Raw genomic sequence first — 26,143 nt, 5'->3', positions numbered from 1 at the left:
TTTTATTGTTAGAGCAGAAACATGGCTATAGCTGAAGCATTTCTTGCGACGCAAAATTGTTATTTTAATTATGAATTTGAAGAACTTTATTTAGAGGATGATTTTCCTGAGGAGTTATCTGTGTCACTGCGTGGCATGATATTCCGTCATGAGATTCAATATCCTGATGCAACCTATTTCATTTATTACAGTGAGATGTTGACGGGGAATGAACTGCAAAAAATGAAGGATGATTGGATGCGATATTGTCCACATTCATAATTGAAGATATGAATGTAATTAAATGCGTGATCCAAAACTTTAATTCAGCTATTAGATTGTGATTTTAAAAGCTCACTTCGATGAGCTTTTTTGATTTTTCGGTATCAATTGCAGCCCGCCTATTATCGCCGCGCCAATCGTAGCAAGCAAGATGTCTTTGTGCGCATCCCACATATCACCTTGTTGTCCATTATAGTTTTCAGCTTCCTCAGGAGATAAACCAATGGCAATCAGCCATTCCAGCCATTCATAGAGCATGCTGCTGGCCACCACAAACTGAATCACCAGCAGGAAAATGACCACGGGTTTTTGCTGCGGCAACCAGACCTGAAACAGGCGATGGAAAATTGGATAAAGTAATAATCCGTAGGCCAGATGGACAAATCGGTCGAACATATTACGTGACCAGTGCATCGCTTCATTCAGATTAAAGCCAAAAATCTGTTCAATCCACTGGTTATAAGGCACATAAGAATATAGATAGTGTGCAGCAATCACATGAACAATCAGAAAAAGAATATATAAATTAAAACTTAAAAAATTCAGGCCGATTTTATACAGGCAGATGAGCAGCATGATGATCATGAAAACTGTCCCTGCCTGATGCAAGAGATAAGCTTCCAGTTCTAAAGGACGAATACTGGCAAACAAAATCGCCAGAATTAAAATGCCCAGGCTCGTGTAATGTTTGGCGGAAAGTCGATGATCAATCATGTCGTTATTATGAAATATCTTTTTAGAATAAAATACATTATAAATAAAAAGGCGAAGCCTGAGCTTCGCCTTTTCGTCTTATTGCAAATTAGATTTTTGCAATCAGCTCAGCTACCTGTTTAGCTTGATCAGCAGCATTACCTGTATATGATGCAGGTGTCATTTCCGCTAAACGCGCACGGTCAGCAGCAGGAACAGCTTCTAACTCGTTACCGTTTACGAAATCTACCATCATGTCGCGAGTCATGGCTTGACCACGAGTCAGGGCTTTTAGTTTTTCGTATGGTTTTTCAACGTTGTAACGACGCATTACAGTTTGAATAGGCTCAGCCAATACTTCTTGGGCATTATCCAAATCTTCATTAATACGCGCAGCGTTCAACTCAAGTTTGCCAATACCTTTAGAGCAAGCTTCAAAAGCAATTAAGCTTTGCGCAAAACCAACACCCATGTTGCGAAGCACAGTAGAGTCAGTCAGGTCACGCTGCCAGCGAGAAATTGGCAGTTTTTCGCCAAGGTGTGCAAGTACAGCATTGGCAATACCCAAGTTACCTTCAGAGTTTTCAAAGTCAATTGGGTTAACTTTGTGTGGCATGGTTGAAGAACCAACTTCGCCTTCTTTTAGTTTTTGCTTGAAGAAACCAAGAGAGATATAGCCCCAAATGTCACGGTTAAAATCGATCAGAATAGTGTTGAAACGACGTAGCGCATCAAACAGTTCAGCCATATAGTCATGTGGCTCGATTTGAGTGGTGTACGGGTTGAAGTCTAGACCCAAAGACTCTACAAATGCTTGTGAATGCGCAGGCCAGTTGATGTCTGGGTAAGCAGAGTAGTGCGCATTGTAGTTACCTACTGCACCATTGATTTTGCCCAGTAGCTCAACATTTTTGAACTGTTTGATTTGACGTGCAAGACGGTAAGCCACGTTCGCCATTTCTTTACCCAAAGTTGTTGGGCTTGCAGTTTGACCATGAGTACGAGACAACATTGGCTGGTCTGCATGCTTTTCAGAAAGCGCAACGATTGAATCGATGATTTGCTGCATAGATGCAACCAGTACATCACGACCGCTTTTCAGCATTAAGGCATGTGACAGGTTGTTAATATCTTCAGACGTACATGCAAAGTGAATGAATTCACCGGCATTTTTAAGTTCTTCGATACCAGCGATTTTTTCTTTCAGGAAATACTCAACCGCTTTAACGTCGTGGTTAGTGGTGCGTTCGATCTCTTTGATGCGATTGGCGCCATCTTCAGAAAAATCGCTCACAATCGCATCAAGCGCTGCATTAGTTTCGCCTGAAAACGCCGGTACTTCAGTAATTTCCGGGTGGTTTGCAAGCGCTTGTAACCAACGCACTTCAACAGTCACACGAGCATGGATTAAACCAAACTCAGAAAGAAAAGGACGTAGAGCATCACATTTGCTCGCGTAACGTCCATCTAATGGAGAAAGTGCAGTTAAAGCGTTCATATCGATTCCTTAGATTTTGGAATTAAACGTAAAACGAAACACGTGCAGCATCAGTTAAACCACCTGAAACTGTAAACGCGCTAGATTCTGAATATCTTGTAGCAACTTGCGTTTGCCAAATACCATGCCCCAAGAGCTGCCACCGAGCTGACGCCACAGGTGTGCCATTTGCAAACCGGTAAATAAAGACGCACGAATGCGGTTGGTGTGTCCGGCATCCTTAAAGGCTTCGGCATTGCCACGTACCATAATGCGCGGATTAATCTGTCCGGCAGTATCGACATAGGTTTGAGCTAGATTGGCAATGATGCTGGGGTGCAGGTAATTATTATCAAAGAAAGAAAGCTGTCTGAGAATTTTCTGTTGGGACTGTTCAATAATTTCAACAAATTTGGGATTGCTATAGACCTTCTTTTCTAACTGAAGAAGTGCCATTGCATAGCTCATGGGAAGTTTGGTGCTGGAAAGTTTTGGAATTCTGGATTTTGGAGAAGTATTGAAGGGTTGAATGATGCTGCTTTCTAATATTTTTAAACCTAAGGAAATATCAGCCAGTTGATTAAAAAAGTCTAGGGTCTGGGCATTTTGATTACTGCCGGGACGGATATTAAGACTGGCTCTAATCAACTGTTCAAAATAAAAGTTACCACTTTCACCAATGCTTTGCTGACCTGTCAATGCTGTCATATGGGTCAGCTGGGTGGCCTGAAACACACCCGCTAATGCCAAAGCACGATTTTGACGAGTATTCAACGTTGTGGCTGGTTGAAATGGTAACTCCGTCATGCCGAATTCATCCTTTTATAAAATCAGGTTTAGGTGCATTGGTATGATGAATCACACCACCCCCTAAACAAACTTCACCTGAATAGAACACCACGCTTTGACCCGGGGTCACTGCACGTTGAGGTTCATCAAACTCAACACGAACACCATTCGGTGATTCTGAATCTTGATACACAGTACATGCTTGATCAGTCTGACGGTAACGGGTTTTGGCCGTACAGCGGAAGCCTGTTTCAGGAATATCCTGCTCACCTGCGACCCAGTCAATCGCTTCACTCCAAAGTGTAGTACTTTGCATGAGTGGGTGTTCATGGCCTTGACCGACCACCAGACGATTGCCTTCGATATCTTTATGCAATACGAACCAGGCACCTTCAGCAACGCCTTTCATACCGCCAATACCAATACCACCGCGTTGACCGAGCGTATAGTACATTAAGCCGTGATGATCACCAACCTCTTTACCATCTTCCAGCACGATTTTTCCGGGTTGAGCAGGTAAATATTGCTTTAAAAAGTCATTAAAACGACGTTCACCAATAAAACAGATCCCAGTCGAGTCTTTTTTCTTGGCCGTAACCAGATCTAATTCTTCTGCAATTTTACGGACTTGTGGCTTTTCAATTTCACCAACAGGGAACAGGGTCTTATTAATTTCACGACCATGAACCGCATGCAGGAAATAAGTCTGGTCTTTGTTATTGTCCACACCACGCAATAAAGGTGCATATTCTTCACCACGTGAGTTGGTCATGGTTTCACCACGACGGCAATAATGACCCGTCGCAATAAAATCTGCACCCAGATTTACTGCGTGATCGAGAAAGGCACGAAATTTAATTTCTTTATTACATAAAATGTCTGGGTTTGGCGTACGGCCAGCTGCATATTCCGCCAGGAAATGTTCGAATACGCGATCCCAATATTCCATGGCAAAGTTTGCGGTATGCAGTTTAATGCCGATTTTGTCGCAAACGGCTTGTGCATCGGCAAGATCCTCCATCGCCGTGCAATATTCTGTGCCGTCATCTTCTTCCCAGTTTTTCATGAAAAGACCTTCAACCTGATAACCTTGTTGAAGTAAAAGGGCAGCAGAAACAGATGAATCTACACCACCTGACATACCGACGATGACACGTTGTTGCATAGGATTAGGCATCCAAATTTGAAATTAAGGGAGAATTTTGGTGCTCGTAAATGAGCGATAAAGGGTACTTTTGACCTGAAAGCGCATCTTGTACGGCTTTAATCACCAGTGGGCTACGCGCACGAGCAGATTCAAGCAATTCATCTAGCGTCATCCAGACTGCACCGATAATGTCAGCATCTAAAGCGGCATTTGGGTCGTAGTCAATGGATTTGGCTAAAAAGCAGAAACGAAAATAAGTACGATCCGGGAACATCGGTGGGGTATAGGTATAAATACCTAGCAGTGATTCAATACTCACTGTATGTCCGGTTTCTTCCATGGTTTCGCGAATGGCAGCTTCAATAATAGTTTCGCCACATTCGATATGACCCGCAGGCTGATTAAATACCGTGTGTGTCACACCTTCTGTATGTTCTTCTACAAACAGGAATTTTCCGTCTTTTTCAACGACAGTTGCGACAGTGACATGAGCAGTCCAAGCAGTCATAAAGCAGCACCATGGAAAAGGATGCACTATTGTATAAAATTTTAGGGTGTGTGGCTATGATGAAATTTTCCGAAAACTATAGTTTTAAACTTTCCTTCAAATTCATTGTTATGATTATATAGAAAGTCAATTTGACTTTCAGGAATTGGATGTTGGCATATTTCTAGACATGAGTAATATTTGATTGTATTCAGGGAAAGTTCACGTCTTTTTTGTCTAATTTCAACTTTATTTTCATCATAATGTGAAATAAGTGTTTCGAAGTTTTTTACGGGTACTTCTTGTATTTGTACATATAAGTTATTTAAATGTACTTCAAAATAATTTATATTTTCCTTGAGTATGACGGCAGCCTCTAAAGCATTTCTGAGATCATTTTTTTCGAGTTGAATGTTATATTGTACCTTCCAAGAAATAAAACCAATGATGGCAATTATAGGTGTTATTACATAAGCAGTGGTTGTAATAATTGTGTTAATTCCAGTCATACTGAAGCTACAAGATAAAGATTGTCCTTGACACACTGCTATGTACTGAAAAAATCCACATATGAATAAAATTATTATGTAGGTGAGTAGATAAAATCCCACATATTTTTCAATTTCTTTAAACATAAATATTCATATAGAGATAGATTTAATTTATTGTATCTAACGATCAAAAAATTTGGCAATTAAAACAGTTATTTATAATTCCCAGAAACTTTTACATAATTATGTGCAGAATACGGCAAGAACGCCATTTCTTTTTCAGTGAGCGGACGTGCTTTTTTTGCCGGGCTACCAACATAGAGCCAGCCACTTTCCAAAACTTTACCCGGTGGAACTAGCGTACCTGCACCAATCATCACATCATTCGGAATGATGACATCATCCAGAATAATGCTGTTAATCCCAATTAGTACACGATTACCAATCGTACAACCATGCAATGTCACATGATGGCCAATCGTGACATCTTCACCAATGATCAAAGGCGAACCATTCGGTTTATCGGCTTTTTTATGACTGACATGCAACATGGCATGATCCTGAACATTCGAATTTTTACCAATCCGGATTGAATTAACATCACCACGAATCACGGCAAAAGGCCAGACAGAAACATTTTCAGCCAAGACCACATCGCCGACCACGATTCCCATCGGATCGATATAACACGATTTATCAATTTCTGGAGTCGTGTCTAAATAAGAACGAATGTTTTGGCTCATGGTGATCTGCTCATTAAAAGTTTAAGGATCATGTGCATAGTATAAAATAAAAAGCACCCATCTGAATGAGTGCTTTGGTCTTAGTCCAAGACTGAAATGGTCTGTTTAGACTTAGAACAAGTTGCTAAAGAACTGTTTGATATGGTCGAGCATACGCGCGAAGAAACCCGCTTCTTCCACTGCATTCAAAGCCACAAGAGGTTTTTCTGAAATGACTTTACCATCCAGAGTCGCAACATATTTACCGACAACTTGCCCCGGTTGTAATGGTGCAGTCAGTTTCGGTTGAACCACCAGCTGGGTTTTAATCGCATTGGCCTGACCTTTAGGCATGGTCACATTAAAGTTTTCAGCAAGTCCGATTTGAACTTCATCTTCCTTACCGAACCAGACTTTGGCTTTAGCAAGTACCTGTTTAGCTGGTTGAACATTTTTGGTTTCGAAGTTCGCATAACCCCAAGCCAGCAATTCACGTGTCTGCGTTGCACGTTCCTGCATGGTGGGTGCACCAAAAATAACTGAAATCAAGCGAGTAGGGCCACGTTTAGACGAGGTGGTCAAGCAGTACCCCGCTTCATTGGTATGACCAGTTTTTAAGCCATCTACACTTGGGTCGGTATACAGCAGGGCATTACGGTTACCTTGCTTGATGCCATTAAAGGTAAATTCTTTTTCAGCATAAATCGGATAATACTTGGAACTGTCTTTAATGATGTGCTGTGCCAGCGTTGCCATATCTTTGGCAGTCGAATAATGACCTTCAGCAGGCATACCGGTTGAATTGATAAAGCTGGTATTGGTCATGCCAATACGTTTGGCTTCCTGATTCATCATATGTGCAAAGGTACCCTCGTTCCCTGCAATATGTTCAGCCATGGCTTTCGATGCATCATTCCCTGATTGAATAATAATCCCGCGAAGCATTTCAAGTGCAGTTGCCGTACCATTTAAAGGTACATACATACATGATTCCGCGCTACTGCCGCGACACCATGCTGACTCGTTCATGCGCACTTGTTCATCTTCAGTGAGTTCACCGCTCAATAGTTTTTGTTCGATGATGTAACTGGTCATCATCTTGGTCATTGAAGCAGGGGCTAATTTTTCATTTTCATTTTTTGAAGCGAGAAGTTGCCCTGTCTCGTAGTCCATTAGCACGTAGGATTTATTATTCAATTCTGGTGGTGCAGATAGGACAGTTGCTGCAAAGCTAAAACTAGGAACTAATAATAATGCAGCAAGGGCAGTTTTTTGGGTCATTTCTAGTGGGTTCCTATATCTTGATGTAAGCACGAAGAGCCTAGCATTTTAGGACAAAGCTAGGCTGACTTCTATGGGAAACCCGGTCTTATTTCAAAAGTATTGTAAGTTATCGGCAGAAAAGCAGCTTAATTGTTATAGGTGGTTAATTCATTACAAATCACCTGATTTTTTTTCTTGCCGGCTTTCTTGGCATCCGATTGTGCTTCGGCCAGAATATTGCGGAAATCGTTCTGTTTAGCCATCTGGTTTAAGCTTTCAACCGGATTACGCTGGCCCGGCATATACTCAGTCACCAGCTTGGTATAACCCTGATTAAACTGTGACTTGTCTTTGACCATGCTTGGACAGATTTCTGAAAGAACATAAATGGCTGCCAGTTCCTGTTTGGTCACTTCCTGAGTTGGGGTAACATTAATGTTTTCATCGGCTGCAAATGCAGAAGTTCCCAAAAGAGTGGCGGCAGAAATTGCGCAGAATGTTAAAGCTTGGAATATTGGATTTTTCATTGAAAACTCAAAAAATGGATTTAGAACAATAATTTGCTTAGCTTAAACTTATTTTTGAAATTGAAAAGTGGGAAAATGTAGCGAAGCTGTAGAATTATGAATAAATCTGTAAGAGAAAATAAGACGATGTTTACACCGTCTTATTTGAAAATTTAGCTGGCTTAGCCTTGGTAGTTCAGCATTTCTTCACAGACAGTTTTCTGCTCGTCTGAGCTGGTTTGCTTTGCACCCTGACGTGCTTCTTCAAGTAAAGATTTATATTCACTGTCTGCCTGTAGCTTTTGATAGCTCATGCCTTTATCTGAGTAGTCTGCAAGATAAGACTGGATCAATTGTTCAACGGTGCTGTTAAATTTTGGATTTTGACCAATGATTGCCGGGCAAACTTCAGCCATAACCTGTGCTGATGCAATATCTTCTTTTACAATGGTATTGTTTTCTTCAACAGTCAGATCGTTTGCCATGACTGAAGGGGAAATAAATGCTGCCAAGCTTAAAGTGAGAGCGCTAAATAAAGAGAATTTTTTAATCATCTTGAGCCACATATTATAAAGATGGATGTCGAGCAATAAATATATATAATTCCTGCACTAATACAATGAAATGTCCTAGTCAGTCATTTTTTAGCGTAACGAGATTTTTTAGTGAATATTTTAGTTTCAAATGATGATGGGGTGTTTGCACCCGGTATTCAGGCTTTGGCGCAAGCGCTAAAGCCTTTGGGGCGAGTGGTGATTGTGGCACCGGAAAGTGAACGCAGTGGCTTTTCTAGTGCCTTAACTTTGGACCGCCCTTTACGCCCAATCCAGATTTCTCCTGATGTCTGGGCGGTTAATGGGACGCCGGCAGATTGTGTTTACTTGGCCATGAACGGGCTGTTTGACTTTGAATTTGACCTGGTGGTTAGCGGGATAAATAGCGGCGCGAATCTGGGTGATGATGTATTGTATTCCGGTACGGTCGGTGCAGCCTTTGAAGGTCGTTTAAGTAAACATCCTGCGATTGCCGTATCACTCAGTGGACCGAATGTACGCAGCTATCAACAGCCTCAGGATTATCAGCTGGCCGCCGAATGGGTGCATGATTTTATTGTGCGTGGTTTGCCTGTTCTGCCTGAACGTCATATTTTTAATATCAATATTCCAGATGTAGCTGAGTTACAGGGTGAAAAAGTGACGTATCAAAGTCGCTGCCGTCAGTCTAAACCGGTGACGAGTCATGTAGACCCACGTGGTCGTCAGGTATTCTGGATTGGACTCTCAGGAGAAGCAGTCGCAGACCCTAAGCCAGGATTTAACGAAATTGATTCGGACTTCTCTGCGGTCGCCAATGGCTATGTCAGTATTACCCCGATTCAGATGGATGCTACCAATTATGAGAGTCTGCGGAATTTACAAACACAATTGGCAGAAAATGCGTCCTTAGTGTTATAACTTTGTGAAAAACTCGCGATTGCAAGTATATTGCCGTAAAACTTTGCTAATCTTAACGGAATTTTGCAACCGTATAGCATTAGAGAGGAAGATAATGTTCTTGGTGTTACCGAAATGTGTCGTAGCTTCGCCTGCAACCCTGATTAAAACCCTCGTTTTATCGACCGTTGTTATTTCTACAGGAGTAATTACCGGTTGTGCCACCAAACCCCAGGTGAATAATGCAACGCGTTATGCAACAGCTCCTGATTTCTATACGGTGCGTTCAGGAGATACATTGAGTGGGATTGCAGCACGTTATGGACTGAACTATATCAGTGTTGCCGAGATGAATGATATCAGTGCGCCGTACCGGATTTATGTCGGACAATCAATCCGCCTGAAAAGCAATACTGCGCGCCGTAGCACCAGTACTCAGGCTATGACTCAGGCAGCGCCAATCCAGCGTCAAACAATTGCAGTGCCTACACCGGCACCGGTGACACCAGCAACGACAGTACAAACCACACCACGCGTCAGTACATCTGCACCTGTAACGCCAGTATCTACTGCAGCAGGTCTACGTTGGGTAAAACCATCGAATGGCGCGATTCTCCAGCAATACAATTTAGCTTCTAATATTAAGGGCACCCGCTATAGTGGCAATGTCGGTGATCCGGTATTTGCAGCAGCAGACGGGCAGGTGGTGTATGCCGCTGATGGCCTGAAAGAATATGGCAATCTGGTGTTGGTGAAGCATATCAATGGCTATATCACCGCTTATGCACATAACAGTAAATTGAATGTGAAAAGTGGCCAAAATGTAACGGCTGGTCAAAAAATTGCAGAAATGGGATCGACCGGTACAAACCGTACCATGCTGGAGTTTCAGGTGCGCTTAGACGGCAAACCTATTAATCCTACTGCAGTTTTACCAAACAATTAAATAAATAATGCAAAGTGTAAATTTCGCCGTATAATACAATAAGTTGCTTTTATCAAATGATGAAGCACCTCATAAGTTTAGAGGGAAATTTATGTTAGATCAACTTCGAGCAATGGGTGTCTTTGCTTGCGTTGTGGAGAAAAACTCGTTTAGCGGTGCTGCCCGTGAATTAGGGATTACGACCAGCGCCGTCAGTCAACAAATTCGCTCGTTAGAACACGATATGGAAGTCGTACTTCTAAATCGTTCGACGAGAAAATTAAGTCTGACCGAAGCGGGACAAGCTTTTTTCCATAGCTGTCAAGAAATGTTATCTGCTGCTGAACGCGGTAAAGTCCGGATCAATGAATTACGTGATGATCTCGTGGGCGAGCTGCGTATCGTTTCTTTGCCAGAATTATGCGCGAATCATGTGATTCCTGCACTTTCTCATTGGATGGCTGCACATCGCGGCTTGGCAGTACATTTAGAAACAAACAATCATGAGGTTGATTTGTTGGATGGGCGGGTTGATATCGCCCTAAGATTTGAACAGAAAAATGATGAGCATAATCTTCAGGTTGTGCCATTGATGCAGATTGAGCAAATTCTGGTGGCGACACCGAGTTATATTAATCAAAGCACCATTATTTCGAGACCTGATGATCTTAAAAATCATGAGGTCTTACCTTTAACGCATCTTAAAAACCATCAGTATTATCATTTTCAACATGTGAATACTGCAGAAAAAGCCGAGTTTGAACTGAAATCCCGTTTCAGTACCAATAACGGTTTGGTTGCAAAATCGATGTGCTTGCAGGGCAATGGGATTGCCAAGGTTTTATATCTTGATGCTAAAAAGGATTTGCTTAACGGTACTTTAGTTGAAGTTCTGCCTGAATGGAGACTGCCACCGATTACACTGTATGCGGTTATTCCGAAACGTGAACAACAACCGACAAAAATTCTTCGTTGTCTTGATACCTTGAAACAATATTTTAGCCAGATCTCTGGCGGACGTATGTTACAAAACGCATCATAGAATGCAGAATAATAAAAAAGCCGCTTTAGAGCGGCTTTTTTAATTTTTAAGCTAGGGCTTTATGCTAAATAAGATTTGATCATTTTTACTAGACGTTCGATCAACTGGTCTGCCTGCTCCTGGGTAATATTCAGGGTAGGCAACAGACGAACGACATTGCCTGCGGTGACATTGATAATCATCTTGTATTCATCGCGTGCAATCGCAACCAGATCACCGCATTCTTTTGGTAATTCAATCCCGATCATCAGACCAAAACCACGTACGATGACATTTTGATCTGCCAGTTTGTTGCGTAGCTGGTCAACGATATAAGCACCTTTTTCAGCAGCATTCGCGACGATATTTTCTTTTTGCATAATATCGAGAATAGTATAGACCACACGCGAACCCAGTGCTGTACCGCTATAGGTAGAACCGTGATTTCCAGCAGTTAATACGCCGACACCACGACCTTGAGTCATCACTGCACCAATCGGGAAACCGTTTCCTAAGCCTTTGGCTGTGGTCAGTACATCCGGAATAATATTGGTGTGCTGGTAAGCAAAATATTTACCGGTACGGCCATTACCAGTTTGTACTTCGTCCAGCATCATCAGCCAGTTGTGCTGGTTACAGATTTGACGGATTTCTTCTAAATAGCTGAAACCTTGAGGTGCGGTATTCACACCGCCTTCACCCTGAATAGGCTCAATCAAAATCGCTACGATATCCGGATGATTGATTGCAGCTTCTTCAATTGCTTCGATATCACCAAAAGGTACACGAATAAAACCTTCAACCAGCGGGCCAAAACCTTCTTGCACTTTTTTATTGCCTGTAGCAGACAGGGTGGCCATGGTACGACCATGGAAAGACTGGTTAGCAACAATAATTTTTGGTGAAGCAATGCCTTGCATATGACCGAATTTACGTGCAATTTTGATAGCACCTTCATTGGATTCTGCACCACTGTTTGAGAAGAATACTTCTTCCATGCCTGCAACTTCAGCCAGTTTCTGTGCGGCAGCGGTTTGCCAAGGCACTTCAAACAGGTTGCTGGTATGAATCAGGGTCGCTGCCTGTTCAGCAATCGCTTCGGCAATAACTGGATGCGCGTGTCCCAAACCACATACGGCAATGCCGGTTAATGCATCTAAATACTCTGTACCATCTTCGGTATAAAGATATGCACCTCGTCCTCGGACAAAGCTGATCGGTTGACGGCCAAAAACAGGCATCAAATGAGACGGTTGATCAGTTTGTACCGGTGCGAGGGTAATATTATTCATGACTAACTCTTAACTGTTAGGTGGAAAGAAAAACTTATATAAGCAAAAACCCGCTCAGATTTAAAGGGTAATTGTAAATAAAATTGGAATTATTGCTTTAGACATACTGTTTTGCCTGGATTTGGGTATAATGCGAGACAGATGAGTTGAGGATTTATCAATGACTGAACAAGCACGCGATACCGAAGCGTTAATTCGTGACCAAATTGCAAAACACGCAGTACTTCTTTACATGAAAGGCACACCGCAATTTCCACAATGTGGTTTTTCTGCACGTGCAGTAGAAGCACTCAGTCAAATTGGTCGTCCGTTTGCTTATGTAAACATTCTGGAAAACCAGGACATTCGCGCGATGTTACCACAAATCGCCAACTGGCCGACATTTCCACAGCTTTGGATCAATGGTGAGTTGATCGGCGGTAGTGATATCATGCTCGACATGTTCCAAAAAGGTGAATTAAAGCCTTTAGTTGAACAGTACAGCCCGGCAGTTGATGCTTAATTTTGTATTAAATTAAGTCCAGATGTGAAAAAGCGCTTCATTGAGAAGCGCTTTTTTTGTCTCTATTTTTGCTTAGGTCAAGGTCAGAGTTAATCCTCTGTCGCTGCATCCGGCTGTTCAACTGTCGAAACATCAGCTTCAACTTCAGTTTGTGGCTCGACGATTTGCTTCTTGTCTTTCTTCTTCTTTTTTTTCTTTTTCTTCGGTACTTCGACCAGTTCGGCACCATCTTCAATCGCTTGCCAATAATCCAGCTGTGCCATCACTGCGGCATAGATTGAATTTTTGCTATAGCGACCTTTTTTATCCAAGGTACCGACAGGACGCGCCATCAGGATTTCCAGTGCCTGATCAATAGTATCAATCGCGTGAATATGGAACTGGCCTTCTTCCACAGCAATGGTGACATCTTTACGCAGCATTAGATGTTGCATATTTTGCCGTGGGATAATTACACCTTGTTTTCCGGTCAAGCCTTGTAACTTGCAAGCATCAAAGAAACCTTCAATTTTGGCATTCACACCGCCTACCGGCTGTACTTGACCCAGCTGGTTCATGGAACCGGTAATGGCCCAGGACTGATCAATCGGTAACTGACTGATGGCAGATAGCAAGGCAGAAAGTTCCGCGACTGTGGCGCTGTCACCATCGACCTGACCATAACTTTGTTCGAACGCTAGCGCAGCAGAGAAGTGCAAGGTCTGTTCACGGCCAAAATGTGCTTTCAGGAAAGACGACATCAGCAACACGCCCTTGGCATGTAAGGAGCCACCGAGTTCGACACTGCGTTCGATATCCAGAATATCACCGCCACCTTGGTAAACCGAAGCAGTCAGACGTGAAGGCAGACCAAACTCAACATCAGCATAATGAATGACGGACAGGGCATTGATTTGGCCCAGACGATGGCCGCGGGTTTCGATCAGTTGAGTACCACGAGTCAGATCTTGCCAATACAGTTCACGTAAATAGCCGAGACGATATTTACGGTGATCCAGTGCGGTGTTGATATGTTTTTCTGAAACCATCTTGTCACCGGCCTGGAAGGCATGATGATGTGCTTCACGGATCAGATCGCCCAGCGTCAGAGCATGTAATGACAATGAACTTTGATCTTCGGCTTGACGGCTGGAATCTGTGAGCAAGGCGGCTAAAGCAGAACGGTCAAAAGGCAATAATTTATCCGATTGCACATAGTCGGCAATCAGCTGCATATAAGCCTGCTCGTTATTGTCATTACGTTGTAATGTATCGGTGAAATCGGCACGGATTTTAAAGATGCTGCCTAGCTCTGGTTCAAGCTCTAAAATTTCATAATAGATTTCAGGCTCAGCCAGCAAGATGACCTTGATATTCAGGGGAATTGAGGCAGGTTCAATCGAAATACTGCCGGTTAGCGTGATCATATGCTCAAGCGAGGAAAGTTTTAAATGGCCCGATTTAAGCGCGCGCTTCAAGCCTTGCCATGCATACGGCTGTTCCAGCAATTGTTCCGCTTCCAGCATCAGGAAGCCGCCATTGGCCTTATGCAAAGTACCTGGACGAATCAAAGTAAAGTCCGTGGTAATCGTACCATTTTGGGTCAGTTGTTCTACATGACCCAGCAAGTTGTAATGCGTTGGAAAATCTTCAAAGATGACTGGTGCGCCACTGTTCGGTTTATGGGTAATAATCACATTCGCCTGATAACGTGCCGGAACGCGACTGAACAGCGCCGGAGTGAAGTCATCTTCTTCCTGTTCCAGCACAATTTCGACATTGTTGATAATGTCTTCGGCATAATACTTCAGATAATGTTCCAGACCTTCCACGTGTTTGAATTTCGCCAGAATCTGTTCGACTCGCGGTAAGACCACCTGCTTGGCGATATCGCGGTTCAGGATCTGTACGCGATCGCGTGCATCATCTTCCAGATCACCCAGATGCAAACCCAGACGTTCCAGTTTCTTGTCCATATAGCGCATGTTGGACGCCAGTTCGGCACGATCTTTGTTGCTTAAGGCATTCAGATCTTCCTGAGACATTTCCTGCAATTTGTCATCAATCAGATGCACAGGGACAAAACAGTGCTCATCATGTCGCGAGATCAGCTTCAGATCCAGTTCTGCGCCTTCTTTGGTCAGTTCGATCAGCGCCTGCTGCTGTTCATCACCGGTTTCCTGACGAATCATTTCAATGCGGTTGTGATAGGTTTCTGCAGTAAAACGGCGCTCAAGTTGCTTGAGGATCGTTTGCCAGCTTTGATTCAACATGGCTTGGAATTTTGGGCCCTGACCCGAGGGCAGTTCTAGTGCAATCGGCTGACGCTGGTTCTGAAAGTTATTGACGTACACCCAGTCATTCGGGGTTTCCATAGTTTTGGCGTGCTGTTGCAGCAAACGCTTCACCATGGTGCGTTTACCGAGACCTGCGGTACCGACAGCAAAAATGTTATAGCCGGAATAAGGCAGGGCAATCCCGGCCTCAACTGAGGCGCGTGCGCGATCTTGGCCCAAAAAGTTATTCAGGGGCTTGATCCGTTTGGTTGACGCAGGAATTTTTTCTAAGTTTGGAATGTGCGTCAGCTGGGTGGATGTTAACCGGGTATGGTCCAGAGTATTTTTAATTTCGCTTTGTTCAAATGCAGAGATAAGTAAATCTGAGCGGATCTTTTGTGGAGTTGTGCTGGTGTTGCTGGCAATAGAAGAATTAATTTGATCGAGTCTCTGGGTCACTGTTGAAAATCCAAAACGAAATATTACGTTGATGAGAGTTAAGGTATACAGATTTACTTGAAAAATTCAAGCCAACATGTCGCTTTTGCCAGAAAATAAAAAACCGGAAATGTGATAAATATATAAATCTTGTTGAAAGATACGCTATTACAGGATTGAATAGCAGCAATTGGTTTTTCTGCGGAAAATAATAAAGCAATGACAACACAAACGACGGGTTGGAAATCCGCATTTACAGCATTTTTAGATCGACGTGCATTGATCATGCTGTTCTTGGGGTTTTCGGCTGGTGTGCCGATTCTTCTGATTTTTTCGAGTCTGTCTTTATGGTTAGGTGAGGCCGGAATCAGCAAAAGTGCAGTAACTTTCTTTAGCTGGGCCGCATTGGGCTATTCATTTAAATTCGTCTGGGCACCGCTCATTGATGAACTTCCTGTCCCATTTCTGACCAAGGCTCTGGGACGTCGTCGTGCCTGGTTGCTGATTGCGCAGATTCTGATTGTCTGTGCCATTTCCATTATGGCCTTTTCTGATCCGGCTTTGGGTGCAACACATTTACAGCAAATGGCGCTCGGTGCAGTCCTGCTTGGTTTCTCCGCAGCAACACAGGATATTGTGATTGATGCCTACCGGATTGAACTGGCGGAAACCCAGATGCAGACCGTATTGGCCGCCACCTATAATGCCGGTTACCGGATCGGGATGATCGTGGCCGGTGCTGGTGCCTTGTTTCTGGCAGCCTATTTAGGAACAGCCAAAGGCAATTATATTTACGATGCCTGGAAATGGACTTATCTGGCCATGGCTGCCGTCATGCTGGTCGGTATTATCACCACACTGTCCATTCGGGAGCCGCAGGTTAACCGGGTACGCAAACACTATGTGCGCAGTGATTATTTCCGTTTAGTTGCGGTGTTTTTTGTGGCGGTGATCAGTTTTGTTCTGAGCTATATCTATTCGGGCAATCTGGTGGCCAGCATCACCGAACAATTCGCCATTCAAGATACCTTTGCCTTATTCTGTTTTGAGGCCTTGCGCTTTATTGGCTCAGGTGCCGTCGCATTTGCTATCGGGGCAAGCTTGGTAAAATTGGGTGCGGTTAACAAGCAGATGGCCTATGAAACCTGGGTCAATCCGGTTGCAGATTTCTTTAAGCGTTATGGCTTGAAACTGGCATTGGTCTTGTTATTGCTGATCGGTTTTTATCGAGTCTCCGATATTATTGCCGGCGTCATTTCGAATGTGTTCTATCAGGACCTGAATTTCAGTAAAGAACAGATTGCCGAGGCGGTTAAAGTCTATGGAGTGATTTTCTCTTTAGTCGGTGGTTTCCTTGGCGGGCTCTTGGCCCAGAAGATGAACATCATGAAACTGATGTTTGTCGGTGCCGTACTGGCCTGTTCCACCAACCTGATTTTTATCGGCCTGGTCAAGTCTGGTGAAAAACTGGCAGCTGTGGAAGTTAAAGCCGGTAATCAGGTTTATCAGGCAGAGACCGATGAAGTGGGTTACTGGAAGCTAGATGTACCGAGTGCAGTGCTGGCGAAGAGCAAACAGCTACAAGTGTCAGCCGCTTATCTTAATACAGATAATACCAATCAAGCGCCAGTGCAGGTCAGCATGCCGTATTTGACCGCACAACAGGGCAGCACCCAGTTACAGATCCTGCCGATCACCAGTGACAATACCCTCACTGTAGCTGAACAGGACAAGACCATTGTGGTGCGTGGCCAATATGTAGGTGAAGCACTGCAAGAGAATCAAAAAATTGTTTTGCAAATCAATGATCAGAATATTGAGGCAAAACTGGAAAGTGAAGGCGTATTTACTGCCGCGATTCCTGCACAACAACTGATTCAGTCACCTGCACATATTATCAGTGCCGTCCTGATGCAAGATGGTCAAGCACTACAGCAAACCATACATGTTTATCAGGTCAATGATCAGCTGAGCAGTACCCAGAATTTGGATGTCGATATTCAGCCCTTGGCAGTGGTTGATGGCAACAGTTCAGATACGGTCGAAGTCAGTGGCAAGGTGATTAAACCTTATAGCGACAAGTGGCTTTATTTTGCCATTATTGTCGATAATCTGGCCGCCGGGCTGGCTGGTGCTGCGTTTATTGCATTCTTGTCGAGCTTGACCAGTGTGTCATTTACTGCTGTTCAATATGCGATTTTTAGCTCACTCATGACCCTGACGCCTAAGATTTTAGGTGGATATTCGGGTACTATAGTCACCAATATCGGTTATCCGAATTTCTTCCTGATGACTACTCTGATTGGGATTCCGATCCTGATTCTGGTGGTCTGGGTCGCAAAACTGCTCGGTGAACACCAACAACAATCTGTACAGAAGGATGATTAATATGCGCATGCTACATACCATGTTACGTGTAGGCAATTTAGAACAATCTCTTAAGTTCTATACTGAAGTACTTGGCATGACTTTGCTTCGTAAGCGTGATTACGAAGAAGGCCGTTTTACCCTGGCTTTTGTCGGTTATGGCGATGAAGAGAATCACACCGTACTGGAATTGACGGATAACTGGGATACAGACAGCTATGAACTGGGCAATGCTTATGGTCATATTGCGATTGCAGTTGATGATGCTTACAAGGCTTGCGAAGAGATTAAAGCGCGTGGCGGTAATGTGGTGCGTGAAGCTGGCCCAATGAAAGGTGGCGTGACTGTAATTGCATTTGTAGAAGATCCAGATGGCTACAAGATCGAGCTGATCCAGCAAGACAACAATGCACGTAATAACTAAGTGTGATGTAGCGAGATATATGAAATGCATTCATGTATAGATGAAAATATTACATCAATCTGAGTGCATAGCATGGGCCCGGCATCTGTTAAGATAGTCGGGCATTTTTATATCAAACAATAAAATCTGAGGGATTATAGGGATATGCTTAAGTTCTTGGCATTGGATCGGTTTACGATACTGTTGTTTGTGATGGTTTTGCTGGCCAGTGTGTTGCCAGTTTCGGGGAAGGCGGCTGAAGTCTTTGGCTGGGTGACGACAGGAGCGATCGCCATCCTGTTTTTCCTGCACGGCGCCAAACTGTCTCGTGAAGCTGTGCTGCAAGGCATTATGCACTGGAAATTGCATACTTTGGTTTTTGCGCTCACTTTTGCTTTGTTTCCAATTCTCGGACTTTTGGCCAAGCCGATTTTATTACCGATGCTCGGACAGGAACTATATTGGGGTTTCCTGTTTATGTGTTTCCTGCCATCCACTGTGCAGTCCTCGATCGCATTTACTTCGGTGGCTCATGGCAATGTCGCCGGGGCGGTATGTAGCGCCTCTTTTTCCAATTTGATCGGTATGTTTATTACCCCATTATTGGTGGCATTTTTTATTCTCGGTCAATCTGATCATGGTTTTGATCCGACTTCATCGATTATCCAGATTACACTGCTGCTCTTGGTGCCGTTTATTTTAGGACAGATTCTGCGTCCATGGATCTATCCGCAAATGATGAAAATGCCAAAAATCGTCAAGGTTTTCGATCAAGGTTCGATTTTACTGGTGGTGTATGGCGCTTTTAGTAGCGCCGTAGTGGCTGGTCTGTGGAATGAAGTAAACCTGAGTACCTTGTTGTTGCTATTGCTGGCTTGCTCGGTGTTACTCACCATTGTGATGTTATTATCACTTTATATTCCACGCTGGCTGGGCTTTAGCCGCGCTGACCAAAAAACGGCATTCTTTTGTGGTTCCAAGAAAACCTTGGCCAGTGGAGTACCGATGGCGCAAATTTTATTTATTGGCCAGCCGCTGGGCATGATTGTCCTGCCGATCATGATTTTTCATCAGATTCAGTTAATGGTCTGCGGGATTATTGCCAATCTGTGGGCCAAAGAGAGTGAATCAGAAGCTGAAGAATAATTCGCATATTGAATTCGTTTCACGTATAATAATGCCCACTTGTTGTGCTTAGCTCTGACGGTATCCGTCTCGGTGGGCCAAAAGAATGGTCTGTTGTGGTGTTGATCTGCATGAACGATGTTCCTGCTTCCTCATTTGAGAGTGATCAATAGCGATGACAGCTAAACCTTCTTGAATCTAATGGAGTAATCGACGATGCGCGCCGATATTCACCCAAAATATGAAACTTTAGTTGCTACTTGTTCATGTGGTAACGTAATCGAAACTCGTTCAGCTCTTGGTAAAGAAACTCTTTATCTAGACGTATGTTCAGCTTGCCACCCATTCTACACTGGTAAGCAAAAGAACGTTGACACTGGCGGTCGTATCGACAAGTTCAAACAACGTTTTGCTGGTATGTCACGTTCTGTTAAACGTTAATACCCAAAATGAAAAAACGGGCTTTAAGCCCGTTTTTTTTGTGCCTGCAATTTAGAAAATTATCATTCGATTTCCTAAATGCACAGGCTTGTACAAGATCTTAGTGATCTTGTACATCAATCAAATGATCAAGTTTTTTCTGGAAATAATTCCCCTGAATAAAGCGGGCATCCACGTTCCAGGCATTCGCGAACAGTGTCATATCATTTAATTCACGGATCAGAATATTGAGTGGCTTGATTTCATTGTAGCTGGTAATTTTTTCCTGTAGTTGCTCAATCTCGGTATCTTTATTGAGCATATTGGTTAAGTTTGAATGTAAGCTGACACCATCCAGTTCAAGTTCGCGCAGTAAATTTTGACTGTACATGGATTGACCAAAATCACGCAGTGCAATCAGTGCGCCATGTTCATACAGCACGCGTAGATATTTTTGTGCATCTTGCTGATTCAGTAAAATATCTTCTTCTGAGAATTGCAAGATTAGCGGATGCTTCACTTTACTGCGAATAATCGTAATCAGCTTGGAAATAAATTCCGGGAAGGTGCGGTCTTTAAATAGCACGGCACGGTTCAAATTAACAATTAAGCTTGCATCAGGATACTGGGTAATAAAGTTGTGTAGCTGTTTACTGGCTTCAACCAGAATCCAGCGATCCAGTTTAATGGACAGTTCATCATCTTCATGAAGTTCTAAAAGGCTAGAAATATCCTGCCATTTATTCTCAAAAATAAAGCCACTGGTCACTTCATAGGTATATAAACGCGTATCTTCTTTATCATAGAGTTGCTGATACTTTAAATGGATCTCGCCACGTTCCAGACATTCACTTAAGGCTTTCAAAATAGAAGGTGTAGCGCTAGGAATAGACGTGACTGCTGGACTGATCGTTGCCACTGTTGAGCTGGCAACTGGTGTTTCAGCAACACTGAAATCTATACTTGGCATTTCTACCATGGCCGGACTGCTCAGTGATGCAGGAATATCGAGTTTAAATTCAGGTACAGCTTCTGCTTGAGGTAAAGATGTCGAGAATGCTTGTCCAATCAGCGTATTGCAGTGCATTTCATCCTGTAAACCCTGTTCAAGCGTGACATAGCCTAAGCGCAAATTTAGAGGGAATGACTTTTGTCCCACTGTAATGAGTTGCGGTTTGCTTAAGGCATTTAAACTGATCAGTTTGGATTCAAGAATTGCTTTAGAGTCTGCCTGGAACAGACCGACAACGACATCATATTCCAGTTTAAACAGGGGAATATGGGTCTGTTCCTTGAGGAATTCTTTGACTGCATCAAAGTACCCATTAAAAGTGGCCCAGTCAGATTGTAGAACTTCCGGGTCATATGCACTTAAAGAGAAAGTGACTAAGGCATTCACCGGTGCAGACTGCTTGTTCAGTTCACGTTTAAGTGACTGAAAAACACTTGGTTTTCCAGGAGTTTTCTCGGAAAAAACCGTTTGAGATTGAGTATCAATGCTAATTTGTACTGCATCTTCTTCAGCAGTTGAAGGCAAGAATTCCAGTTTTAATGGGTTAGATGCGGACACATGCGGATTCAGAGACTGAATCTCGACTCGACCTAAATCAAATTGACGCTGAGAGATCTTTTTGAAACGGGTTTTAAAATCATTCAAATCTGAAGGCTGGAGCAGATCTAGTAAAGGTAGACCAATGATCTCATCTTCATTTTGCAAGCCAAACAGTTTCAGGTAGTCCGCATTGACCTGAATATGAATCCCTTCCTGAATGGTGGCAACAGCACGGTTGCTGTCGTCTACTAAAGATTGTGCCTGAATTTGTGCTGTTTCCAGCTCAGTCATTAAATGTTGCTGAGATTGTGACAAACGGCTAAATGACAATGCTCGGACCAGTCCCACATAAAAGCGTTCCAAGTAGTCGAAGTTGAGAATGTCATAGATCCCTTTACGGATATATTGCGCATACTGTTCAGCCTGATAATCATCCGGTTTAAGCAAAATCATCGGAAGGTCAGGTTGCAGCGAAAGACGCACCAAACTTAAGGCCTGTTCGTATTTCAGATCGTAGGCACGCCCAAAAATAATCAGATCCCAGTTGAAATTTAATTGTTTTTCAAAAGACTGCAGATCATCCAGCAGCACAGCATCGACCTGATAATCATGACTGGTCAGAAGATCACGGATTTGGTTATATCTAATTTGATTATCATCAATAATCAGTAAACGTGTTTCAGTACGTTTTAACTTTTTAGACAATAATGGATTTCTCACTTCAATGCTTCCCATAAATCATGATTTCTGCTTTCATTCATGTGCTGATCGATAAAGTTTTCGATCATCTCTTCTTCCTGATCATTGAGTAATTCATAATCAAAACGGATGAAACTCTGCGTAATCAGTTGTGCTTTGGTCAGATAGATTTTGATTTCTTCCTGACCGAGACGTAAATGAATGGTTTGTTTTTCCCTAAACATCTGTGAACCAGAGACAATCAGGCTGGTCGAGACCTGATCCAGTTGCGTCATTTTCACCAACAGGGCAGGCTGATAGTTGACATGATGACGTTCGGTACGGGTATAAGCTGCACAAGGAAAGAGCTCTTGTGCCAAAATTTCCAGCCCGATTTCTAGGCTCTTATCCGTTGACTGCTTGATCCAGCGAATCACACCGCCACGCCACTGACTCTGGGTTTTTTCCTGAACCAGAATGAATTCACCGGTTTTCAGGTTAGCCGGGGTAATACCAGTCCATTTAATCCGGTAACCATTGACACTGATATCCAGAACTTCAGCGCTATGGATCTGTTTGGTTTCTCGATCGAGCGCCTTGATGCTGCTAAAACTACTTGGAATGGCGTTTTCCATCGAGCTGACAAAACTGCTTTCGCTCTGGAAATTATAATTGGCATCGAGTTCCAGGGTTTCATTGAAGTTTTTACCTTTAGACAGGTAAAAATGCGCCACGCTCAAGCCAAAGCAGATATTGATCTGTGCTGAATATTCATAACGTTCATGACGACGCTCGACATTGTTCGAGAGCAGATTGTAGATATGAAAATGCAGTGCAGGGGTCAGGAACAGTTTTTCATTCCGCGACAGATACTGCGTATTTTTGCTTTGAGTACCCGTTAAATGATCCATCAGGTTCTGGGTGGAAATATAGAAGCTCGGCTGAAACTGTGGCTCTTGATGGGTATTAAAGATCGGTGGATGATCTTTGCTGGCATCGACCACATAACGGGACAGCGTGGTTTCCTTCGGCAAGATCTGCACCAGTTTGGCCCAGTCAAAACTGCATAGATACAGGCCCTGGATTTCTGCAGGCCGGATCTGATGAGTATTGAAGATATCCAGTAAAATCAGCTGTGCATAGGCATGTGCAATATTCTGGATTTCATGCTGGGTGCCTAATACCTGATTGATATTGCTTTGATAGAAATTATTGTCTATTGCACATTCAAGCAGTTGATGGGCAGCCAGCCATTGTCCCAGACCTGGCGTGCTATACAGCATATGCTGTTGATATAACAGAAGGGTGAGTTGTTGCAGGGCATAATAAATCGACACCATCCGGGCAGTTTGAATGCTCTTCTTTTTGCCTAGAGAAAATAGCGAAAACTTCTGATGGGTCAGCTGATGATTACAGCGCTTGACGATATCAATATAAATTTTGGCAAAATGACTGCGCAACAGCATGGCCAGTTCAATGATCTGGTCATTTCGGTCGGAAGTGATCAGTCCCTGATTGACGAAATGCTTTTCCAGACTGGTCAAGACATTTTCAAGGGTGGGATGCAAGACCTGAATCAGGTCAAAGCGCAGGGTTTCTGGACATTTCAGCTCGGAAACTTCCAATAAGGCATTAAACAGGGATTTGGATGAATTCCCCAGTTGTAGAATCGAAATCCCCGCAACCCATTCCTGCAAAGCCTTGGCAGTGGTTGGGCAAAAGCTCAACTGCTCCCGTTTAAGTTCCGTCGGTGTCTGAAAAATGTCTGAAGTATGCGTGCTCATCTTTATTATTTAACTCAAAAATGTTGAAACCCCAAAAAGCGGTGTCTTATTCTTCTCGCCCGCTATTTCTCGAACCAGTTTAGGAACCAAATACCCCGGCAGGTTCGCTAAAACTTCTGTATAAATCTCATTAATATGGTCAGGCGCTAAATCAAAATGATGCGCACCTTTTACTTTATCAAGTACATGTAAATAATAAGGCATGACCCCGGCATCAAACAAGCGATAGCTCAAATCCACTAAAACCTGAGCAGAATCATTCACCCCGTTTAATAAAACCGCCTGATTCAAAACGGTGATCTGCTGTTGAACCAGTTGGTTTAAACGCTTGCAAGTGAAGTCATCCAGCTCCGATGCATGGTTTGAGTGTACCACCAGAATAATACGTAGCCTACTGTTTTTTAACATGCTAAGTAGCTCTTCGTCGACTCGGTTGGGGATCACAATAGGAACTCGTGAATGTATTCTTAAGAATTTGAGATGTGGTACTGATTCTAGTCGTTCAATCCAGGTTTTTAATTTTCGGTTCGATAAGGTCAGTGGATCACCGCCGCTCAAAATCACTTCATTAATATCGGGTTGGCTTTCCAGATATTGCTTGATATTTATCCAGTCTTCGTTTTTAGGCAGATTTTCCTGATAGGGGAAATGTCGGCGGAAACAATAACGGCAATGCACGGCACAGGCACCAGTCAAGGTCAACAGGAAACGAGATTTATATTTGTGCAGTACGCCGGGTTGCTGATTGGCCTGTTCTTCGCCCAAGGGATCGGTAACAAATCCTGGATGTTCTTCCAGTTCAAGATGATGGGGCAGCACTTGTAAAAGCAATGGGTCTAAAGGGTTTCCGGTCTGCATTTTGCCCACAAAAGCACGTGGTACGCGCAGTTTAAACTGTTCAGACGCCAAGATGGCACCTGAGAGCAGTTGCTCTGGTGCAAGTTGCAGTACTTCAAGCAGTTCGTGGGGATCAGTGATTAGGTCGCTGAGCTGTGATTGCCAGTTTTGTTCTTGATATAGATAGTTCGTCATGCCGGAAGATTAACAATAATAAGTGAGAGGACAAAGCCTGATGGGCGCAGTTTAACAGTTTGTGCGGAAGCGCAATAATCCACTGCGCTATAAAATAAAGAGTGATTCAGCTATGCTGATCTTCGTGCTCGCCTGATGGTATTTTAACGTTGAGCAAGACATGAATAAACAAAGGATTTTCATGTCTGATTGTAACTTAAACAGCCTGAGTGGGTGAAAGCGGATTTTTTCATTGCGGCAAAGTGTATTGCTCATTTAGAATACGCAACATCAAATGAATGTGCATGTGGCAACTCAATGTTCGTGTCAGACTTGCTAAATGACATCGCAACAGCCCATAGCATCAATAGATTAAAGTTAGTAAGTTTGGAGTGCGCCAGTCATGGCCTATTATTCTACGAATGATTTCAAGTCAGGCCTTAAGGTTATGCTTGATGGCAACCCATGTTCAATCATGGAAAACGAATACGTAAAACCAGGTAAAGGCCAAGCTTTTAACCGCGTAAAATTACGTAACCTTAAATCAGGTAAAGTTCTGGAAAAAACTTTCAAATCAGGCGAGAACCTAGAAGCGGCTGATATCGTTGAAGTAGAAATGGAATACTTGTACAACGATGGCGAAATGTGGAACTTCATGGATCCTGTTACCTTTGAACAGATCGCAGCTGATAAAACAGCAATGAGCGATGCTGCAAAATGGTTAAAAGACGATTCAAATGAAAAATGTACCATCATGTTGTTCAATGGCGTGCCTTTAAACGTGACTCCACCGAACTTCGTAGTACTTAAAATCGTTGAAACTGATCCAGGTGTTCGTGGTGATACTTCTGGCGGTGGCGGTAAGCCAGCGAAACTTGAAACAGGTGCTGTGGTACGTGTTCCATTATTCGTACAGCAAGAAGAAAGCGTTCGTGTAGATACCCGTACTGGTGATTATTTAGAACGTGCATAATGGTTTGAAAATAGACTATTATCGAGAGGGATGATTTAAATCATCCCTTTTTTTATGCCAAAGTCTTAGAGGAAAAGCGAAAGAACAGGCGTAAAGTCGCAAGGGAAAACAGCAGTACCTCGAACAAC

Annotated in this window: 25 protein-coding genes; 10 read left to right on the top strand and 15 right to left on the bottom strand. The window is 43.2% G+C overall.

The window, feature by feature from the left end:
• Nucleotides 1-21: 21 nt before the first annotated feature.
• On the top strand, nucleotides 22-261 hold the full coding sequence (locus tag Q9R21_RS01430) for a hypothetical protein (protein WP_085064278.1): 240 nt from the start codon (nucleotides 22-24) through the stop codon (nucleotides 259-261).
• Between the two features lie 72 nt (nucleotides 262-333).
• On the opposite strand, the gene Q9R21_RS01425 is transcribed toward Q9R21_RS01430, so the two are convergent.
• The 10 genes from Q9R21_RS01425 to Q9R21_RS01380 all read right to left on the bottom strand — a co-directional run bounded on the left by Q9R21_RS01425 (nucleotide 334) and on the right by Q9R21_RS01380 (nucleotide 8,390).
• The gene (locus tag Q9R21_RS01425) at nucleotides 334-975 is read right to left on the bottom strand and encodes a DUF2238 domain-containing protein (protein WP_311203563.1); all 642 of its coding nucleotides are present in this window, start codon (nucleotides 973-975) and stop codon (nucleotides 334-336) included.
• Nucleotides 976-1,063: 88 nt separating this feature from the next.
• Entirely contained in the window at nucleotides 1,064-2,452 is a 1,389-nt protein-coding gene (purB, locus tag Q9R21_RS01420) for an adenylosuccinate lyase (RefSeq protein ID WP_044112892.1), read from the bottom strand.
• A 54-nt stretch (nucleotides 2,453-2,506) separates the two neighbouring features.
• Entirely contained in the window at nucleotides 2,507-3,238 is a 732-nt protein-coding gene (gene hflD, locus Q9R21_RS01415; RefSeq protein WP_004279723.1) for a high frequency lysogenization protein HflD, read from the bottom strand.
• Nucleotides 3,239-3,245: 7 nt separating this feature from the next.
• Nucleotides 3,246-4,385, bottom strand: a complete 1,140-nt coding sequence (mnmA, locus tag Q9R21_RS01410; RefSeq protein ID WP_004279725.1) for a tRNA 2-thiouridine(34) synthase MnmA — start codon at nucleotides 4,383-4,385, stop codon at nucleotides 3,246-3,248.
• A 4-nt stretch (nucleotides 4,386-4,389) separates the two neighbouring features.
• Nucleotides 4,390-4,875 carry an NUDIX hydrolase gene (locus Q9R21_RS01405; protein ID WP_004279727.1) on the bottom strand — a complete coding sequence of 162 codons (486 nt, stop codon included), beginning with the start codon at nucleotides 4,873-4,875 and terminating at the stop codon, nucleotides 4,390-4,392.
• Nucleotides 4,876-4,916: 41 nt separating this feature from the next.
• Complete coding sequence (locus tag Q9R21_RS01400) at nucleotides 4,917-5,489, bottom strand: hypothetical protein (protein WP_311203562.1); 573 nt, start codon at nucleotides 5,487-5,489, stop codon at nucleotides 4,917-4,919.
• Nucleotides 5,490-5,557: 68 nt separating this feature from the next.
• On the bottom strand, nucleotides 5,558-6,088 hold the full coding sequence (locus Q9R21_RS01395; protein WP_044112895.1) for a gamma carbonic anhydrase family protein: 531 nt from the start codon (nucleotides 6,086-6,088) through the stop codon (nucleotides 5,558-5,560).
• A gap of 111 nt (nucleotides 6,089-6,199) precedes the next feature.
• Nucleotides 6,200-7,348, bottom strand: a complete 1,149-nt coding sequence (gene dacC / locus Q9R21_RS01390) for a D-alanyl-D-alanine carboxypeptidase PBP5/6 (protein WP_005096478.1) — start codon at nucleotides 7,346-7,348, stop codon at nucleotides 6,200-6,202.
• Nucleotides 7,349-7,476: 128 nt separating this feature from the next.
• Complete coding sequence (locus Q9R21_RS01385) at nucleotides 7,477-7,857, bottom strand: MCR_0457 family protein (RefSeq protein WP_311203561.1); 381 nt, start codon at nucleotides 7,855-7,857, stop codon at nucleotides 7,477-7,479.
• Between the two features lie 161 nt (nucleotides 7,858-8,018).
• Complete coding sequence (locus Q9R21_RS01380; protein WP_004279733.1) at nucleotides 8,019-8,390, bottom strand: MCR_0457 family protein; 372 nt, start codon at nucleotides 8,388-8,390, stop codon at nucleotides 8,019-8,021.
• A gap of 111 nt (nucleotides 8,391-8,501) precedes the next feature.
• Between Q9R21_RS01380 and surE the strand changes: the two genes are divergently transcribed.
• The 3 genes from surE to Q9R21_RS01365 all read left to right on the top strand — a co-directional run bounded on the left by surE (nucleotide 8,502) and on the right by Q9R21_RS01365 (nucleotide 11,236).
• A complete protein-coding gene (gene surE / locus Q9R21_RS01375; protein ID WP_311203560.1) occupies nucleotides 8,502-9,290 on the top strand; it encodes a 5'/3'-nucleotidase SurE in 789 nt (262 codons plus the stop codon).
• A 94-nt stretch (nucleotides 9,291-9,384) separates the two neighbouring features.
• The gene (locus Q9R21_RS01370; RefSeq protein WP_311203559.1) at nucleotides 9,385-10,215 is read left to right on the top strand and encodes a peptidoglycan DD-metalloendopeptidase family protein; all 831 of its coding nucleotides are present in this window, start codon (nucleotides 9,385-9,387) and stop codon (nucleotides 10,213-10,215) included.
• Between the two features lie 91 nt (nucleotides 10,216-10,306).
• Nucleotides 10,307-11,236 (top strand): LysR family transcriptional regulator, encoded by a 930-nt coding sequence (locus tag Q9R21_RS01365; protein ID WP_044112899.1) that lies wholly within the window; start codon nucleotides 10,307-10,309, stop codon nucleotides 11,234-11,236.
• Between the two features lie 59 nt (nucleotides 11,237-11,295).
• Here Q9R21_RS01365 and Q9R21_RS01360 read toward each other — a convergent pair whose 3' ends face one another.
• On the bottom strand, nucleotides 11,296-12,507 hold the full coding sequence (locus Q9R21_RS01360; protein WP_311203558.1) for an aspartate aminotransferase family protein: 1,212 nt from the start codon (nucleotides 12,505-12,507) through the stop codon (nucleotides 11,296-11,298).
• Between the two features lie 160 nt (nucleotides 12,508-12,667).
• On the opposite strand from Q9R21_RS01360, the gene grxD reads away from it, so the two are divergent.
• Nucleotides 12,668-13,009: a Grx4 family monothiol glutaredoxin gene (gene grxD / locus Q9R21_RS01355; protein ID WP_005104579.1), complete on the top strand. Its 342-nt coding sequence runs from the start codon at nucleotides 12,668-12,670 to the stop codon at nucleotides 13,007-13,009.
• An 89-nt stretch (nucleotides 13,010-13,098) separates the two neighbouring features.
• Here the strand turns inward: grxD and Q9R21_RS01350 are convergent, their stop codons facing one another.
• Nucleotides 13,099-15,723 (bottom strand): Lon protease family protein, encoded by a 2,625-nt coding sequence (locus Q9R21_RS01350; RefSeq protein ID WP_219309710.1) that lies wholly within the window; start codon nucleotides 15,721-15,723, stop codon nucleotides 13,099-13,101.
• A gap of 198 nt (nucleotides 15,724-15,921) precedes the next feature.
• On the opposite strand from Q9R21_RS01350, the gene Q9R21_RS01345 reads away from it, so the two are divergent.
• The 4 genes from Q9R21_RS01345 (at nucleotide 15,922) to rpmE (ending at nucleotide 20,038) form a co-directional block, all read left to right on the top strand.
• A complete protein-coding gene (locus Q9R21_RS01345) occupies nucleotides 15,922-18,090 on the top strand; it encodes an AmpG family muropeptide MFS transporter (protein ID WP_311203557.1) in 2,169 nt (722 codons plus the stop codon).
• Nucleotide 18,091: 1 nt separating this feature from the next.
• Nucleotides 18,092-18,493, top strand: a complete 402-nt coding sequence (gene gloA, locus Q9R21_RS01340) for a lactoylglutathione lyase (RefSeq protein ID WP_311203556.1) — start codon at nucleotides 18,092-18,094, stop codon at nucleotides 18,491-18,493.
• A 144-nt stretch (nucleotides 18,494-18,637) separates the two neighbouring features.
• Nucleotides 18,638-19,618 carry a bile acid:sodium symporter family protein gene (locus Q9R21_RS01335; protein ID WP_311203555.1) on the top strand — a complete coding sequence of 327 codons (981 nt, stop codon included), beginning with the start codon at nucleotides 18,638-18,640 and terminating at the stop codon, nucleotides 19,616-19,618.
• 195 nt (nucleotides 19,619-19,813) lie between these two features.
• Nucleotides 19,814-20,038 carry a 50S ribosomal protein L31 gene (gene rpmE, locus Q9R21_RS01330; RefSeq protein WP_004279743.1) on the top strand — a complete coding sequence of 75 codons (225 nt, stop codon included), beginning with the start codon at nucleotides 19,814-19,816 and terminating at the stop codon, nucleotides 20,036-20,038.
• 100 nt (nucleotides 20,039-20,138) lie between these two features.
• Here rpmE and Q9R21_RS01325 read toward each other — a convergent pair whose 3' ends face one another.
• From Q9R21_RS01325 to epmB, 3 genes are read right to left on the bottom strand one after another with little or no spacing between them, the layout of a single operon-like run.
• Complete coding sequence (locus Q9R21_RS01325; protein WP_311203554.1) at nucleotides 20,139-22,304, bottom strand: EAL domain-containing protein; 2,166 nt, start codon at nucleotides 22,302-22,304, stop codon at nucleotides 20,139-20,141.
• On the bottom strand, nucleotides 22,286-24,031 hold the full coding sequence (locus tag Q9R21_RS01320; protein WP_311203553.1) for a GTPase: 1,746 nt from the start codon (nucleotides 24,029-24,031) through the stop codon (nucleotides 22,286-22,288). The genes Q9R21_RS01325 and Q9R21_RS01320 overlap by 19 nt, the downstream gene beginning before the upstream one ends.
• Nucleotides 24,032-24,040: 9 nt before the next feature.
• A complete protein-coding gene (epmB, locus tag Q9R21_RS01315) occupies nucleotides 24,041-25,063 on the bottom strand; it encodes an EF-P beta-lysylation protein EpmB (protein WP_311203552.1) in 1,023 nt (340 codons plus the stop codon).
• Between the two features lie 382 nt (nucleotides 25,064-25,445).
• Between epmB and efp the strand changes: the two genes are divergently transcribed.
• Nucleotides 25,446-26,015, top strand: coding sequence for an elongation factor P (efp, locus tag Q9R21_RS01310; protein ID WP_004279747.1), 570 nt, complete (start codon nucleotides 25,446-25,448; stop codon nucleotides 26,013-26,015).
• The last annotated feature ends 128 nt before the right edge of the window (nucleotides 26,016-26,143 follow it).

The organism is Acinetobacter sp. RG5, assembly GCF_031844265.1.
GTDB lineage: Bacteria > Pseudomonadota > Gammaproteobacteria > Pseudomonadales > Moraxellaceae > Acinetobacter.
This window is presented reverse-complemented; position numbering and strand designations above follow the sequence as displayed.

Bases quoted from the DNA above. Each gene is read 5' to 3' on its own strand.
- Q9R21_RS01335 (WP_311203555.1), top strand. From the start codon at position 18,638: ATGCTTAAGTTCTTGGCATTGGATCGGTTTACGATACTGTTGTTTGTG.
- purB (WP_044112892.1), bottom strand. From the start codon at position 2,452: ATGAACGCTTTAACTGCACTTTCTCCATTAGATGGACGTTACGCGAGC.
- efp (WP_004279747.1), top strand. From the start codon at position 25,446: ATGGCCTATTATTCTACGAATGATTTCAAGTCAGGCCTTAAGGTTATG.
- Q9R21_RS01365 (WP_044112899.1), top strand. From the start codon at position 10,307: ATGTTAGATCAACTTCGAGCAATGGGTGTCTTTGCTTGCGTTGTGGAG.
- rpmE (WP_004279743.1), top strand. From the start codon at position 19,814: ATGCGCGCCGATATTCACCCAAAATATGAAACTTTAGTTGCTACTTGT.
- Q9R21_RS01325 (WP_311203554.1), bottom strand. From the start codon at position 22,304: ATGGGAAGCATTGAAGTGAGAAATCCATTATTGTCTAAAAAGTTAAAA.
- Q9R21_RS01395 (WP_044112895.1), bottom strand. From the start codon at position 6,088: ATGAGCCAAAACATTCGTTCTTATTTAGACACGACTCCAGAAATTGAT.
- Q9R21_RS01430 (WP_085064278.1), top strand. From the start codon at position 22: ATGGCTATAGCTGAAGCATTTCTTGCGACGCAAAATTGTTATTTTAAT.
- gloA (WP_311203556.1), top strand. From the start codon at position 18,092: ATGCGCATGCTACATACCATGTTACGTGTAGGCAATTTAGAACAATCT.
- Q9R21_RS01405 (WP_004279727.1), bottom strand. From the start codon at position 4,875: ATGACTGCTTGGACTGCTCATGTCACTGTCGCAACTGTCGTTGAAAAA.
- Q9R21_RS01380 (WP_004279733.1), bottom strand. From the start codon at position 8,390: ATGATTAAAAAATTCTCTTTATTTAGCGCTCTCACTTTAAGCTTGGCA.
- grxD (WP_005104579.1), top strand. From the start codon at position 12,668: ATGACTGAACAAGCACGCGATACCGAAGCGTTAATTCGTGACCAAATT.
- dacC (WP_005096478.1), bottom strand. From the start codon at position 7,348: ATGACCCAAAAAACTGCCCTTGCTGCATTATTATTAGTTCCTAGTTTT.
- Q9R21_RS01385 (WP_311203561.1), bottom strand. From the start codon at position 7,857: ATGAAAAATCCAATATTCCAAGCTTTAACATTCTGCGCAATTTCTGCC.
- hflD (WP_004279723.1), bottom strand. From the start codon at position 3,238: ATGACGGAGTTACCATTTCAACCAGCCACAACGTTGAATACTCGTCAA.
- Q9R21_RS01370 (WP_311203559.1), top strand. From the start codon at position 9,385: ATGTTCTTGGTGTTACCGAAATGTGTCGTAGCTTCGCCTGCAACCCTG.
- Q9R21_RS01320 (WP_311203553.1), bottom strand. From the start codon at position 24,031: ATGAGCACGCATACTTCAGACATTTTTCAGACACCGACGGAACTTAAA.
- Q9R21_RS01400 (WP_311203562.1), bottom strand. From the start codon at position 5,489: ATGTTTAAAGAAATTGAAAAATATGTGGGATTTTATCTACTCACCTAC.
- Q9R21_RS01360 (WP_311203558.1), bottom strand. From the start codon at position 12,507: ATGAATAATATTACCCTCGCACCGGTACAAACTGATCAACCGTCTCAT.
- Q9R21_RS01345 (WP_311203557.1), top strand. From the start codon at position 15,922: ATGACAACACAAACGACGGGTTGGAAATCCGCATTTACAGCATTTTTA.
- mnmA (WP_004279725.1), bottom strand. From the start codon at position 4,385: ATGCAACAACGTGTCATCGTCGGTATGTCAGGTGGTGTAGATTCATCT.
- Q9R21_RS01425 (WP_311203563.1), bottom strand. From the start codon at position 975: ATGATTGATCATCGACTTTCCGCCAAACATTACACGAGCCTGGGCATT.
- epmB (WP_311203552.1), bottom strand. From the start codon at position 25,063: ATGACGAACTATCTATATCAAGAACAAAACTGGCAATCACAGCTCAGC.